Annotated in this window: 13 protein-coding genes and 1 tRNA gene; 4 read left to right on the plus strand and 10 right to left on the minus strand. The window is 73.3% G+C overall.

Annotation, left to right across the window (positions count from 1 at the left end; genetic code table 11):
- Positions 1-31: 31 nt before the first annotated feature.
- Both FHS38_RS13080 and FHS38_RS13085 read right to left on the minus strand, forming a co-directional pair.
- Complete coding sequence (locus FHS38_RS13080; protein ID WP_184733688.1) at positions 32-820, minus strand: ferritin-like domain-containing protein; 789 nt, start codon at positions 818-820, stop codon at positions 32-34.
- Between the two features lie 369 nt (positions 821-1,189).
- Entirely contained in the window at positions 1,190-2,239 is a 1,050-nt protein-coding gene (locus FHS38_RS13085) for an LLM class F420-dependent oxidoreductase (protein ID WP_184733786.1), read from the minus strand.
- 137 nt (positions 2,240-2,376) lie between these two features.
- On the opposite strand from FHS38_RS13085, the gene FHS38_RS13090 reads away from it, so the two are divergent.
- Entirely contained in the window at positions 2,377-3,360 is a 984-nt protein-coding gene (locus FHS38_RS13090) for an aldo/keto reductase (RefSeq protein WP_184733689.1), read from the plus strand.
- Positions 3,357-5,681 (plus strand): helix-hairpin-helix domain-containing protein, encoded by a 2,325-nt coding sequence (locus FHS38_RS13095; RefSeq protein WP_229822416.1) that lies wholly within the window; start codon positions 3,357-3,359, stop codon positions 5,679-5,681. The genes FHS38_RS13090 and FHS38_RS13095 overlap by 4 nt, the downstream gene beginning before the upstream one ends.
- Positions 5,682-5,757: 76 nt before the next feature.
- Here the strand turns inward: FHS38_RS13095 and FHS38_RS13100 are convergent, their stop codons facing one another.
- Positions 5,758-6,489 carry a hypothetical protein gene (locus FHS38_RS13100; RefSeq protein WP_184733690.1) on the minus strand — a complete coding sequence of 244 codons (732 nt, stop codon included), beginning with the start codon at positions 6,487-6,489 and terminating at the stop codon, positions 5,758-5,760.
- A 47-nt stretch (positions 6,490-6,536) separates the two neighbouring features.
- Here FHS38_RS13100 and FHS38_RS13105 point away from each other — a divergent pair, with 47 nt between their 5' ends.
- Positions 6,537-6,725, plus strand: a complete 189-nt coding sequence (locus tag FHS38_RS13105) for a DUF5703 family protein (RefSeq protein WP_106678739.1) — start codon at positions 6,537-6,539, stop codon at positions 6,723-6,725.
- A 99-nt stretch (positions 6,726-6,824) separates the two neighbouring features.
- Here FHS38_RS13105 and FHS38_RS36050 read toward each other — a convergent pair whose 3' ends face one another.
- The 3 genes from FHS38_RS36050 to FHS38_RS13120 form a co-directional block, all read right to left on the minus strand.
- Positions 6,825-7,679, minus strand: coding sequence for a chaplin (locus FHS38_RS36050; RefSeq protein ID WP_184733691.1), 855 nt, complete (start codon positions 7,677-7,679; stop codon positions 6,825-6,827).
- A gap of 139 nt (positions 7,680-7,818) precedes the next feature.
- Entirely contained in the window at positions 7,819-8,052 is a 234-nt protein-coding gene (locus FHS38_RS13115; RefSeq protein WP_184733692.1) for a chaplin, read from the minus strand.
- 141 nt (positions 8,053-8,193) lie between these two features.
- Entirely contained in the window at positions 8,194-9,528 is a 1,335-nt protein-coding gene (locus FHS38_RS13120) for a M20/M25/M40 family metallo-hydrolase (RefSeq protein WP_184733693.1), read from the minus strand.
- Positions 9,529-9,754: 226 nt separating this feature from the next.
- On the opposite strand from FHS38_RS13120, the gene FHS38_RS13125 reads away from it, so the two are divergent.
- Positions 9,755-9,839, plus strand: a tRNA-Leu gene (locus tag FHS38_RS13125).
- Positions 9,840-9,925: 86 nt separating this feature from the next.
- Here the strand turns inward: FHS38_RS13125 and FHS38_RS13130 are convergent.
- From FHS38_RS13130 to FHS38_RS13145, 4 genes are all read right to left on the minus strand, one after another.
- A complete protein-coding gene (locus FHS38_RS13130; RefSeq protein WP_184733694.1) occupies positions 9,926-11,575 on the minus strand; it encodes an HEXXH motif domain-containing protein in 1,650 nt (549 codons plus the stop codon).
- Positions 11,572-11,721 (minus strand): aldo/keto reductase, encoded by a 150-nt coding sequence (locus FHS38_RS13135; RefSeq protein ID WP_221494908.1) that lies wholly within the window; start codon positions 11,719-11,721, stop codon positions 11,572-11,574. The genes FHS38_RS13130 and FHS38_RS13135 overlap by 4 nt, the downstream gene beginning before the upstream one ends.
- A 143-nt stretch (positions 11,722-11,864) precedes the next feature.
- A complete protein-coding gene (locus tag FHS38_RS13140) occupies positions 11,865-12,971 on the minus strand; it encodes an effector-associated domain 2-containing protein (protein ID WP_184733696.1) in 1,107 nt (368 codons plus the stop codon).
- Positions 12,968-14,170: a hypothetical protein gene (locus FHS38_RS13145; protein WP_184733697.1), complete on the minus strand. Its 1,203-nt coding sequence runs from the start codon at positions 14,168-14,170 to the stop codon at positions 12,968-12,970. Before FHS38_RS13145 ends, FHS38_RS13140 begins: the two co-directional genes overlap by 4 nt.
- Positions 14,171-14,237: the final 67 nt, after the last annotated feature.

Raw genomic sequence — 14,237 nt, forward strand, 5'->3', positions numbered from 1 at the left:
GCGCGGTGCCCGTGGGGCGGGCCGCGGTGGGTCAGGCGAACTCGGGGGCGGGGTCGGCGGGGCCGCCCAGCGCGTCGAGGCGGCCGGGCGGCCGCAGGCCGACCATCCGCCGCCAGCCGCCGAGCCGCTCGTACCCGTACATGGCGCGGATGCCCGCCGTGAGCGACGCGGACTTGGCCTTCGGCCACCGCAGGATGCGGCCCATGTGGCCCATCACCGCGAGGCTGACGTCCCGGTAGACCACGATCTCGGCGAGGGCGCTCTCCCGGAGGACCGCCTGGATCGTCCGGCCGTGTCCCGCGGCGGCGAGCCGCAGCAGCTCCTCGTGGCAGTAGGCGAGGTGGTTGGCCTCGTCGTGGCAGATCATCTTGATCGCCCTGCCGACCTCGGGGTGCTCGCCGAAGTGCTTGGTGAGCATGTCCATCTGGTCGGAGGCGCGCTGCTCGGTGACCCGGCTGTGCGCGAGGTAGGTGACGATGTCCCGCTCGGTGAGGGGGGTCTCGGCGCGCAGCTTGGCATGGGGAAGACCGATGCCCTGGCGTTCGAGGATGGCCGTGTAGTCGGTCTCCGGTGGGACGGCGACCGGCTGCAGCCCCCGTTTGCGCAGCAAAGCCAGGAAGATCCGGCCGTGCTTGTCCTCGTCCGCACCGTGCCGGGCGATCTTTGGCGCGAGCGCCTGCTGTTCCGGTGGCACCAGCGCGGCGATCCGGCCGTTCTCCCAGCCCCCCTGCGTTTCGCCGCTGGCGGCGATGGAGCAGAAGAGCTGGTACGACTCGTCGTTGTCGAGGATCTCCTGGAACACGTTTCTGGCCGAGAGCATGACTGCCACCTCCGTGCACGACGTCCCGAAGGCAAAGTCAAGTGCCATGGGCGGGAGGCGGCAAACGCTGGGGCCGTGCACTCGGCCGAATGCCGGACGGCGGCGGGAGGACGAAGGGGGGCCGCGGCGCGTAACCACGGGGCCGTACGGGGCGTTGTCCTCGGTGACGGCCGTGGCGGGGAAGGCACCCCGAGCCCCCACCACGGCCGCGGTCGTCCTGCGGACTGCTGCTTGCACCTTCTTGCCGCCTGCGGCGGCGGGCGCCCTGCGGGCGTGTCCTCAATCGCCGGACAGGCTTATTCGAGCCCGTCCGGCGATTGAGGACGCCTCCGCGCACCGGAGGTGCACCCGAGGATCCGCCGGACAGGCCTAGGCGAGGCCGGCCCGCTCCAGGGCGTCGACGCCGGCCCGCAGGCTCGCGATCCGCTCGTCCAGGGTGAATCCGGCGGGGGCCAGCGACAGGGTGGTGACCCCGGCCTCCGCGTAGGCCTGCATCCGGTCGGCGACGCGCTCCACCGGGCCGAGCAGGGTGGTGGAGTCGATCAGCTCGCGCGGCACCGCGGCCGCGGCGCCCGCCTTGTCCCCGGAGAGGTACTTCTCCTGGATCTCGGCGGCCGCCTTCTCGTACCCCATGCGCTGGGCGAGCTTGTTGTAGAAGTTCTGCTTGGCGCTGCCCATGCCGCCGACGTAGAGGGCGGTGTACGGGCGGAAGAGGTCCGCGAGGGCGTTCACGTCGTCGCCGACGGCCATGGGCACGGTCGGCACGAGGTCGAAGCCGTCGAGGTCCTTGCCCACCTTGGCGCGGCCGGCCCGCAGGGCGCCCAGGGTGGTCTCCTCGGCGTGCTCGGGGGCGAAGAAGACGACGAGGGCACCGTCGGCGATCTCGCCGGTCTGCTCGAGGTTCTTCGGGCCGATGGCCGCGATGTAGAGCGGGATCTGTTCGCGCACCGGGTGAACGGTGAGCTTGATGGGCTTGCCGGGCCCACCGGGCAGGGGCAGCGTCCAGTGCTCGCCGTCGTGGGCGACGCGCTCGCGGGACATGGCCTTGCGGATGATCTCGACGTACTCGCGGGTGCGGGCGAGCGGCTTGTCGAACTTCACGCCGTACCAGCCCTCGGAGACCTGCGGGCCGGAGACGCCGAGGCCGAGGCGGAACCGGCCGCCGGAGAGCGAGTCGAGGGTCGCGGCCGTCATGGCCGTCATCGTGGGCGTACGGGCCGGGATCTGGAAGATCGCCGAACCGACGTCGATCCGCTCGGTCTGCGCCGCGACCCAGGAGAGCACGGTGGGCGCGTCGGAGCCGTACGCCTCGGCCGCCCAGCAGACCGCGTAGCCCAGCCGGTCGGCCTCGCGGGCGACCGCGAGGTTGTCCGCGTCCATCCCGGCTCCCCAGTAGCCGAGGTTGATTCCGAGCCTCATCCGACCCATGCGGGCTCCCCTTACCGATCAGTAACGTCGTTGTTCCGGGGACTGTAGCGCGCCGACCTGGGGTACGTCATCGGCACGTTGTCCACAGGCGGCCACGGCCTCGGCCACGGCCAGTAACCTCAGCCCTCATGGAGCTAAGGCATCTCGGCCGCACGGGACTACGGGTATCGCGGATCGGGCTCGGCACCCTCACCTGGGCCCGGGACACCGGCGAACTCGACGCCGCCGAGCAGCTCAAGGTGTTCTGGGAGGCCGGTGGCACCCTCGTCGACACCGCCGACGTCTACGCGGACGGCGGCGCGGAGTACCTCCTCGGCCGGCTGATGGAGGACCTGGTGCCGCGCCGCGATCTGGTCGTCGCGACCAAGGCGGGCAGCGTCCCGGACCCCGACCGGCGCTTCGACGGCTCGCGGGGCCATCTGCTCTCGGCGCTCGACGCCTCGCTGACGCGGCTGGGCACGGACTACGTCGACGTGTGGCAGATCCACGCCTTCGACCCCCACACACCGATCGAGGAGACGCTGCAGGCGCTCGACATAGCGGTCGGCAGTGGCCGGGCGCGCTATGCCGGGGTGTCCAACTTCTGCGGCTGGCAGCTCGCCAAGGCCGCCACCTGGCAGCTCGCCGGACCGGGCACACGGACCCGGCTGGCCAGCACGCAGATGGAGTACTCGCTGCTGCAGCGCGGCATCGAGCGCGAGGTGCTGCCCGCCGCGCGCGACCTCGGCATCGGGCTGCTGCCGTCCTCGCCGCTCGGCCGGGGCGTGCTGACGGGCAAGTACCGCCACGGGACGCCCACCGACTCGCGGGGGGCCTCCGACCACCTCGCCCCCTTCGTCGAGCCCTATCTGGACGCCGACGCCACCCGCGTCGTCGACGCGGTCACCACGGCGGCCCACGGCCTCGCCACGACCCCCTTACAGGTGGCCCTCGCATGGGTGCGCGACCGCCCCGGCGTGGTCGCCCCGATCGTCGGCGCGCGGAACGCGACGCAGCTCAGAGCCACGTTGTCAGTGGAGAGCCTTACTCTTCCAGACGAGATCTGCCAGGCGCTCGACGATGTGTCGGCGCCCGTGCACCGCTATCCCGATCAGGACTGGAGCACGCTGTGAGTACCGACCGCGACCCCCTCGCCGTAGAGGACGCGCCCGCGCCCTCCCCCGAGGAGGCCGCCGCGAGCGAGCCGGGCGAGCCGGGCGACGGCGCATCGCCTGCCGACGACGCCGGGGCCGCTTCGGGCGGCGACGCCGGGGCGGACGGCTCCGAGGGCGAGGTCTCCGAGGCCGAGGACGGCGCGCGGGAGGAACCGGCACCGGCGTCCGAGCCGGGCGCCGAAGCCCCCGGATCGGACGGCGGCAGCCGGTCCGCCGCCGCGGAGGCGCTGGCGGCCGCGGTGCGGGCCGTGGAGAGCGGGGAGCGCTCGGCGGCGTCGTTCTTCACCGGGCCGTCCGGCGGCAGGCGTGCCGCCGGTGCGCCGGTGCCGGGGAGCGGCGCTTCCCCCCGGCCGGAGCGGACCCCCGCACCCGCGCCGACGGCGGCCGCGGCCCCCGCTCCGCCGCGCCCGACGCCGCACATCGGCGCCGAGGGACTCGACGGCGTACGGCAGGTGCTCACCGCGGGGGGCGCCCCCCAGACACTGGCCGAGCAGGTGGTCGGGGTGCTCAGGGAGCAGGCCGCCGAGGCCCTGCGCGAGGACCCCTGGCAGCTGCTGGCCGTCCCGGGCGTGCGCCCGGAGCAGGCCGACGGCTTCGCGCGGGCGCTGCTGGGCCCGGAGTGCGGTCCGGGTGACGAGCGCCGGGCCCAGGCCCTGGTCGGCTGGCTGCTGGAGCGCGCCGCCCTGGCCGGGCACACCGTGCTGGAGGCGTCGGTGCTGCGCACCGCGCTCGGCAAGCAGTCGGTGCCGGAGCCGGACGAGGCGCTGCAGAGCGCGCTCGCGGAGGGCTCGGTGCTGGTGTTCCAGGAGGCCCTGGAGACCCCGGGAGCCGCCCGCCCCGAGCCGGACGGCTCGGAGCCGGAGGTCCCGGTCCGCCTGCTGCTGGGGCTGGACCGCTACGCGATGGCGGAGGAAAGCCTGGCCGACGGCCTCGCCCGGCTGATCAGCACCTTCGGCGCGGACCCGGCGGAGGCCACCGTGGCAGCCGAGGCGGACGCCGAGACGGTCACGGACGGCGGTGATGACGGGCAGGAGGCCGGAGCCGGCTCCGGTACCGACAGCGGGACCGATGACGCTCCGCCGGCGTCCGACGCGGGCCCCGGTGCCGCTCCCGACTGGGAGGCCGCCGCGGCCGGCGCGCCCTCCCCCTCCGCCGCGGAACTGATCCGTGCCGTCGCGGCCTCCGGGCTGGTGACGCACAGCGGTGGCGAGGCGGCCCGCGCGGAGCCCCTCGCCCTCGTCGTCGCGGCCCGCGCCCTGGGCCTGCGGGCGTGCGCCGCCGCACACACCGAGGACGGCAAGCGGCGTCTCGTCGCGCTCGGCGACCTCGAAGCGGTCACCGTCGCCGGGCTGCTGTCCGGCCAGGAGGGCCCCGGACGGGACGCGGAAGGCGCCCTCGCGCTCGATGTGCTGGCCGTGCTGGACGCACCGCAGCTGGACGTGGAGACGGCGGCGATGCTGGTGGAGTCGCTGACGGACGGCACCCGCCTGGTGCTGAGCGGTGACCCCGGCGTGCTGTGGTCGGCCGGCCCGGGCCGGGTCTTCGCGGACGTGGTGGCCGCGCGGGCCTGCCCCGCGGTCGTCTCGCGCACCCCGGACACGGGCCCGATCGGCGAGCTGGTGTCGGGGATCGGGGTCGGTGAGCTGACCACGGTGGACGCCCCCGGCAAGGAGGTCGTGATCGTCCCGGTCCGGGACGCGGGCGAGGCCGTGCACCGCACGGTGCAGCTCGTCGCGGACTCGGTGCCGCGCGCCATCGGCGTGCCCGCCGAGCACACCCAGGTGATCACGCCGGGCCACGGCGGTGCCGTCGGCACCCGGGCGCTCAACGCGGCGCTGAAGGAGCGGCTCAACCCCGGCCCGGGCCGCTTCGGCGGCTTCGACCCGGGCGACCGGGTCGCCTACGTACCGGCGCCGGGCCGCATGGTCCCCGGCACGGTCGTCTCGGCGGACGCGGCGGGGCTCCGGCTGGACTGCGCGGGCTCGCCCGTCGTCGTACCGCCCGAGCGGGTGGGCGGGACCGTGCGGCACGGCTGGGCCGTCACCGCGCACCAGGCGGCCGGTACGCGCTGGCCGGCGGCCGTGGTGGTGCTGCCCGGCGACGCCGCCCAGGAGCTGACGAGGTCGTGGATCTACACCGCGTTCAGCCGGGGCGAGCGGCATCTGTCGGTCGTGCACGGTGTGGACCAGGCACTGCCCCGCGCGGTGGCCGAGATCCCGGCGAAGGAGCGGACCACCCGACTGCGGTCCCTGCTGCGGGCACCACAGTCCGAGGTGTGAGCGCTGACGGGTGACCCCGGGCCGGGGCGGCCGCCCGCCCCGGCCCGGGGTCACCGACCTCGATGAGGACGGTCCCTCAGCGCCCGGGGCCCGCGGGCCCCGCGTCCCCGTCCTGCTCCTCGGCACCGTCCGGGGCAGCCTCGTCACCGTCCTCGTCGTCACCGTCCTCGTCGAGGTCGAGTTCCTCGTCGAAGACCGCGCTGACGTCGAAGCGGCAGATGACCCGCTGCGGATCGGCCTGCTCGAAGGGGGCGGACAGCCATTCGCCGGGCTCGGCGGGGTCGTCGGCCGCCGCCACCCACAGGGTGGAATCGCCTTCCTCCAGGCCGAACTCCTTGTGCCGGGATGCGATCTCGTCCGGTTCGTACTCTCCGAAGAGCACCCCGAGGGCGGCGTGGACGCTGCTGCCGACGAGGTCCGCCGCGTTCCCCGGCGCGCCCGGGGGCGCGTCGATGTCGGGATCGAGGTCGGCGACGCGCCGGGCCTGGGCGAGGAGCCGGTGCGGTTCGACCACCGCGTAGTCCCTGCGGATCAGCACGCTGAGCGCGCTGGGCTCCTCGGGCCCGGCGTATGCGGGCAGCGTGTCGTCACCGGGGATCTCGAAGGGGGTGACCTCGTCATAGGCGTCGTACAACAGCTCGTCGTACGCCTCGGCTGTCGCGGCCAGCTCGTTGAACGCGGCGTAGACAGCCGGATCGGTCGCCCCCGACCGGTGTTCGACGGCATCGAGGTGGCGGTCCAGCGCGGCTTTGACCGCCTCGGCGGCGGCGCGTACCTCGGCAGCGGTTGGCTGCGCAGCATCAGACATAGTGCAGACGCTATCCGCACCGAGCCCGTTCCCGCACAATAGATGCGATGCCGGAATACGAATTCTGTGATGTGTATGTGCCTCGAGGGGTCTCCCGAGGAGCAGCCACTCGCTTGCTGACCGACCATGCCGAGTACGGACACTGGGAGTTGGACCGACTGCGTCTTTATCCCGACGGCAGCCGCAGGGTGCGGCTGCGGCGTCGGATCATCCGCCAGGTGCGTGCCACGTGGTGAAAGCGTACGGAGCGGGCCCCGCTACTGCGGGGCCCGCTCCGTGCTGTCGGCCTGGCTGCCGGTCCCGGACTAATGATGTCCGGGATCAAGCGGTGTGATTCAGCCCTGCGCGGCACGCGCGCGGCGGTAGAGCACCGCGCCGCCGAGCAGGAGTCCCACGGCCGGGACGGCGATGCCGAGCTGGCCCGCACCGGTGTGCGCGAGCTCGCTGGCCTTGGCCACCGGGAAGGAGGCCTCCTCCTCGTGGGCGGCCTTCACCTCGGTCGGCGGCTTGGCGTGACCGGTCGGCTTGTGGCCGGGCTTCTCGGCCGACGGGGTGTGCTTCGCCGGGGGCTTGTGCCCGGGCTTCTCGGCGGGCGGGTTGTGCTTCGCCGGGGGCTCGTGCGGGGCCGGGTGACCGGGCCGCTCGTGCGGCGGCTTGTGGCCCGGGCCCTGCTGGCCGTGGCCATGGCTGTGGTTGACGCACTCGTTGCCGATGGCGGGGTTGCCGATGCCGACGACGTCGACGCTGTTCCCGCACGCGTTGACCGGCACGTGCACCGGGACCTGGACGACGTTGCCGGACCCGATGCCCGGCGAGCCGACGCTCTTCCCGTCGGCGGCGGCACCGCCGCCGTGACCGTTGCCGTGGCCGTTGCTGCCATGGCCGTTGCCGTGGCTGCCGTCGTGGCCGTGGCCCTTGTCATCGTGGCCCTTGCCGTGACCGCCGGACACGTTGGCGCACTTGTTGCCCGAGGCGGGGTTGAGCAGCCCGACCACGTTCACCGTGTTGCCACAGGCGTTGACCGGCACGTGCACCGGGACCTGGACGGTGTTGCCGGACGCGATGCCCGGGGAGTGCGCGGCGGTGCCCAGGGCACCCGAGTCCGCGTGTGCGGCGTAGCCGCCGGTCACGGCGAGTACGCCGCTTGCCGCCGCTGCTGTGAGCAAGCCCTTCTTGGCGACCTGTCGCATAGCTATTCCTTCTGCCTTCTACCAAGCGGAAATGCGCACGGCCGAGTCGGCCGTGCGCCGAATGCCCGGCGGCCCCGGAGCGCATGGCGCGCACTCCGGGGCCGCCTTGGTCCACACCCTTACGGGTTGAGGAACAACGTCACTTGTTGACGCAGGTGTTGCCGAAGGCAGGGTTCAGCAGCCCGACAACGTTGACCGTGTTGCCGCAGATGTTCACCGGCACCTCGACCGGGACCTGCACCACGTTGCCGGAAACTACGCCGGGCGAGGCCACGGCAGCTCCCTGAGCGCCCGAGTGCGCAGCGGCCACGCCCGCACCGGCGAGCACGAGACCACTGGTGGCAGCCGCAGCAGCGACAACCTTCTTGAGCATTGGTTCCTCCTTGTTGGCAATGCGGTCCCAGCCGCGGACCGCATAGATGTAACGACGAGGAGGTGGGCGAGCTACGTGATGCTTTGGCCATTCACCCTTTCCGGTTAAGCGCGCGGCGGATGCGCACAGCTTCGCGAATTCCTAGGCCTCGTCCAGGAACCGGTCGAGCACCCGCGCGCCGAACTTCAGTCCGTCGAGCGGCACTCGCTCGTCCACGCCGTGGAACATCCCGGCGAAGTCCAGCTCCGGCGGCAGCTTGAGCGGCGCGAACCCGAAGCCCCGGATGCCCAGGTCGTCGAAGGACTTGGCGTCGGTGCCGCCGGAGAGCATGTACGGCACGGCGCGCGCGATCGGGTCCTCGGCCCTGAGCGCCGTCTGCATGGCGTCGACCAGGTTGCCGTCGAAGGTGGTCTCCAATGCCTTGTCGGCATGAACGTCCTCGCGCTTGACCTTTGGCCCGAGGATCCGGTCGAGATCGGCGAGGAACTCCTCCTCGTACCCCGGCAGGAAGCGGCCGTCGACGTGGGCCGTCGCCTGCCCCGGGATCACATTGACCTTGTACCCCGCGCCGAGCATCGTCGGGGCGGCGGTGTTGCGCAGCGTCGCCCCGATGAGCTTCGCGATGCCGCCGAGCTTGGCGAGGGTCGCTTCCATGTCCTCGGGGTCGAGCGGGGTGCCGAGCGCGTCGGACAGCTCGTCGAGGAAGGACCGCACGGTCTTGGTCACCCGGACCGGGAACCGGTGCCGGCCGAGCCGGCCGACCGCCTCGCACAGTTCCGTGATCGCGTTGTCACTGTTGGTCATGGAGCCGTGCCCGGCGGTGCCCTCGACCGTGAGCCGCATCCAGTGCATGCCCTTCTGGGCGGTCTCCACCAGATACAGCCGCAGGTTCTCGTTGACGGTGAAGGAGAAGCCGCCGACCTCGCTGATCGCCTCGGTCACCCCGTCGAAGAGCCCGGGGTGCTTGTCCACCAGGAACCGGGCGCCGTAGGTGCCGCCGGCCTCCTCGTCGGCGAGGAAGGCGAGGACGACGTCGCGCGGCGGCTTGCGGCCGGAGCGCATCCGGTCGCGGACGACGGCGAGCGTCATCGCGTCCATGTCCTTCATGTCGACCGCGCCGCGGCCCCACAGGCAGCCGTCCGCGATCTCGCCGGCGAAGGGGTGGTGGGTCCAGTCGTCGGCGTCGGCGGGCACGACGTCGGTGTGGCCGTGGATCAGCAGCGCGGGCCGGGAGGGGTCCTCGCCCTCGATCCGCGCCACCGTCGAGGCCCGTCCCTTGTGGGACTCGAAGATCTGGGGTTCGAGCCCCACCTCGGCGAGCTTCTCGGCGACGTACTCGGCTGCGGCGCGCTCGCCGGGGCCGGAGTGGTCGCCGTAGTTGCTGGTGTCGATCCGGATCAGATCACGGCAGAGGTCGACGACCTCGTCCTCGGCGCTCCGGCCCGTTCCGCTACGGCCCGGCTTCGACTCGCTCACGCTGCCTCCTCGTGGTTCGCCGCCGGGAGCCGCCGCAGCCCGGCGGCCCCGGCGTGGGTCCACGGCCATCCTCTCTCTCCCGCCCGCACAGCCCAAGGCCGCAATGCTGCCGACACACGCCCGTCACGAGTCCCCTCCGGGCGCCCGGCCGGGTGATCGAGCACCCCTGGATGTTTGCTATTGTTTTCCATGTCGGAGGGGCCACGGCCCCGAAGGCAGACACCTTGTCCGGGTGGCGGAATGGCAGACGCGCTAGCTTGAGGTGCTAGTGCCCTTTATCGGGCGTGGGGGTTCAAGTCCCCCCTCGGACACTTGCAGAGCGAGGACCGCGACCGAATGGTCGCGGTCCTCGCTTTCGTTTTGCCGGGGGGCGCGGGGGCGCAGGGCGTGCCGCGGGTCAGGCCATGAGGTGGGCGGCGCGTTCCGGCAGTCGTAGTGCCGGGCGCAGCCGGGGTCGCAGGGCGGCCGCCGCGAGGAGCCAGCCCGCTTGCGCGTGCGCGTCCCCGGGGTCGCGGCGCAGGGCCTCCGCGTAGCGCGGGAGCGCGGCGGCGGGGTCTCCCGCGCACAGGTACTCGTCGGCGGTCCGCGGATCGGCGAGCAGACCGGGAGGCAGGCCGTAGAGCCGGACCCGGTCGTCGTACCAGACACCGTGCTGAAGACCCCCGGTCACCTGCGTGGTCCCGGTGGCGGCGTCCCACCGCAGATTGCGCAGCCGCCATTCGACGAGGTGGCTGCGGGCCGCGGCGCGGGCCCGCCGGACGACGCGGACGTCCAGCGGGCGCCTCAGCCATGCGTCGAGCGTCGCCGCCAGGCCGTGCACCAGTCGGCGTCCGACGTCGGTCAGCCGGGCGTGCCGCAGCAACGTGGCCACGGCGTGGCGGCAGTGCAGGCGGCGCAGGGCGAACTGGAAGGCGGCCGTGTCGTGGTGCGGTCCGCCGAGCCGGTCGTGCCAGAAGCCGGCGACGCCGGTGAAGGCGTAGGCGCCGTGCAGCAGGCCGGTGAGATGCCTCGGGTCCGGGCGCCACGGGCTGTAGTACGTCTCGGCCCGGTCGTCGTCGAGCAGGGGGAAGAGGTGCATGATCGCCCCGAGCTTGCCGTGCTGGAGTTCGTGCACGAGCGTCTCGGCGAGGGCGAGACCGTCCGGGGGACGGGAGAGCACCATGGATCCGTAGGCGTCCGCGGTGGATGCGCTGCGGACGGGAAGCCGCTCGGCTCCCGCGGCGGCGAGAGCCGGCCCCCAGGGGACGAGGCAGCGCAGGTCGGTGAGGACCGGCCGGCCCGGGCCGGGTGCCGGGTCGGCCGCGAGGATCTCCACGGCCTCGCCGAAGACCGTCCGCCAGGCCTGGAATTCGGCGCCGCCGAGGGGGTCGGGGGGTACCGGGTCGTCGAGGTCGCGGTACGGGTCGAGATCGTCGAGGACCACCCGGCCCCGGTCGTCCACGCTCCGCAGGGCGAGCCAGGTGGCGGACCGGCCCGCTCGCAGGGGTTCGACGGCGGTCGAACGCGTGCCGCGGGTGAGGTGGAGCGTGCCGCCCCGGACGTCCGCCCGTGCCGTGGTGTACGGGGACGTGGCACCGGGCAGCCGGGCCAGCCCGAGGGTCGGCAGCATGACGTCACCGTTGCGGACCGGGACCTCGGTGGCCCCGTCCACACCGGCCCGCAGGCAGGCGACGACGGAGAGCGCGTGCACGTGCCCGGTGTCCACCCACAGCGGCGGCCCGCCCGCGGTGCCGTGCAGGCGCCGCAGGGCATGTGCGATCCAGTTGCCCACCTGGGGCGCGCTCAGCAGTTCTTCCACCGCCGAGGGCCGGGCGCGGGCGGCGCGGCCGATGGCTTCCCAGGCGGCCGCCGCCGGCGGCAGTGGTCCCAGCGCCGCCGGTTGTTCTTCCAGCAGGTCCAGGAGTTCACCGAGCAGCAGCAGTCGGCGGGTACGCTCGCCGGCGGCCAGGAAGGAGGACTCCCGTGCGGATCCGCCTCCGGAGGCCAGGGCGTCGAAGCACACACCGGGCAGGGTGAGCGGCTGCTGTCCGGCGTCGGACCGGGTCACTCGGCCCTTCCCGGAGGAGTGTCCACACAGGCCCGGCCGCGGGCCCGCCGCACCTCTTCGAGCAGGCGGCCGGCCCGGAGCGAGCGCGGCACGGACCGCAGGGCGGTGATGTCCACGCGGCCCAGGTCGGCCAGGTCCGACGTCAAGCAGTCAGCGCGCACCGGCTCGTCCACTCAGCGTCCCCCACTTCGTGCACGGATCGCCGGCCACAGCGCATCCCGGGCGTTCCGTCCGTCCTGACGTGTTACCCATGATGGCGAAACCGAACCGGTGTCGGAACCCCGCTCGATCATCGCAATCCGCTTTCCTGCAGGGCGTAACAGGCGAGGACGGCCGATTCCAGTCCGGTGGCGAGTTCCTCGTCGGGATCCAGCAGGGTCACGGCGTCGTACAGCAACCAGAGGCCGTCGGGGATCCGGCGCAACCCCAGGTAGACCGCCGTGGCGTCGGAGCGGGGGTCGCTGCCCCGGTGCATGGTCTGGACGGCGGGCGTGTCCAGCAGACGGACCATGATCTGCCGCTGTGCCGGATCCGTCATGAACGGGTACGCGAGCAGGGCGTCGATCAGGTGTGCCCTGACGCGGCCTGGGCGTATGGCGGCCGGGGCCGGTCGCGATGTCTCGGTGCGGTCCGCTCCGTGCAGCACCAGTCGCGGCAACTGTCCCGTGTGTCCCGCGAGCCGCAACTCGGCCATCCGTTCGCGTACGCGGCCGAACAGCGCCTCGATGTCCGCCGGACCGGCCGCCGCCGCGGCGTTCGTGTCCTCGTGGAGGATGTCGAGGAGGGCGGCGGAGAACAGGCCGGTGGCGCGTACGGGGTCGTTCGCGGCGCGTTGGCCCCGGTCGGCGGCGAGCATCAGGACCTGCTCGTGGACGTTCTCCCGACCGCCGAGCGGCAGTTGCTCCCCGGGCAGGCCCTGCCGGTGGGCATGCTCCTCGGCGAAGGTCTGGCAGGCGTCCACGACCCAGATCTGGCGGGTGAAGCCGGCGACGGCGTCGCTGGCCAGATATCTGCGGGCGGATTCCAGGTCCAGATTGCGTTTGTCGGAGACGGTGGCGTCGGCCGTGTACAGCCGGATGTGTTCGTCCTCGGCGAGGACGCCGTGACCGCCCCACCAGATCCACAGCACGTCGCCGTCCAGAGCGGGAAGACGGGTGACCAGGTCGTGACGGACGGACGCGTGGTCGGCGGGGCCGTAGTCCGGCCGCGCGGTGAACCCCGCGGCCGGTGCGAGGCGCAGCATGACGTTCCGCTCGGGAACGCCGCGCGCCAGCAGCCAGTCCCTGAAGCGCAGGGCGTCCCGGGCCGGGCCGGGCAGCTCCCACGACGGGCCCGCGGCGTAGCGCTCGATGCCGACGACGAGCGCGAAGACCCGGTCGGCCGGAGGGGCGGTCATGTGAGTTCCCCGGCGATGGCGGCGTACACGGCGGGGTTGGCCCAGTAGGCGCTGTGCGATGCGGGGAAGGGCTGCCGATTGTCGATGGCGACGTCCCGGACCCTGCCGGGGAAGAGCGGGCCGCCGACGTGGGAGAGGAGGTCGCGGCGGTCGTAGAGATTGAGCCAGGCGGGGAAGTGACCGGGAAGCACCGAGGGATGGCCGAGGCTCGGCAGCGCGCCGATCTCGTAGAGGAACGGTGCCTGGGATCCCACAGTGACCAGCGACCGCACGGCCGGGTGGGCGCGGCGGACCAAGGTGTCGAAGGCGATGATGCCGCCCAGGCTGTGCCCGAGGACGGCGACCGGACCTTCGAGGCCCTCCAGGGTCGCGCACAGCCCCGCTCGAACGGGTTCACCGTGGGCGAGGTAGCGGAGGACGTCCCCGGCGGCGGGGTGCGCGGCCTGGGTGAGAGCCCGACGGCGGCGCACCGCGTAGCGGGATCCGGCGCGCACGACGGGGCGCAGCAGGAGGGAGGCGGCACCGCGTTCCATGCCGGCCGCCGGCGCCCCCATGGCGGTGGCGAGTTGCCGCACCGCCCTGTCGCGCTGTTCTCCGTCGGGGATGACGGGGGCGTCCGCGTCGAGGAGGGAGCGCAGGCACGTCGCGACCACCGCACGGGCCAGCAGGTGCTCCAGAGCGCCGGTTTCGGCGTCGGCGGCCGGCAGTGCCTGGGCGGCGGGGCCCAGCAGCGGGCTGCGGGAGACATCGGCGGCGGCGCGGCGGACACCGGGCAGAGTCGCGTCGCTCACCTCGGGCGAGGACGCCAGCCGGGCGAGGAGGAGGCGGGGCAGCTCGGAGGGGTGCGGGGCGCCGGGCGGGAGTTCGGGCCGGGCGACGGGGCCCGCCGGGGCCAGGGCGACCGCGCTCAGCTCGGCCAGCGGGTCCCGGTACAGCTGCTCCCACTGGGCGCTCTCGCCGTCGGCGTCCGTGCCGTCCGGCTCCGTCGTGCCGGGGTCGGGCACGCCGCGCGCGGTGCCTTCGGCGGGCAGGCTGGCGCCGTCCGCCGCGAGGCGTGCCCCGTGCTCCGCACCCCAGTAGTACGGGATGAGCTTCACCCCGGGAGTGCGGTGCGCCAGGCCGTCGCCGACCCGTTGGAACAGCTCCCCGAATCCCGGCTCCCGAACTCCCGTGCCATGAACGAAAACCACCGTGGTCATGCGTCCCCCATCGGATAACGTGCCGTCAGTTTCCTCGTATTCTGGGCAAGATACTTCGCTTGGACTT

The organism is Streptomyces netropsis, assembly GCF_014203545.1.
GTDB lineage: Bacteria > Actinomycetota > Actinomycetes > Streptomycetales > Streptomycetaceae > Streptomyces > Streptomyces netropsis.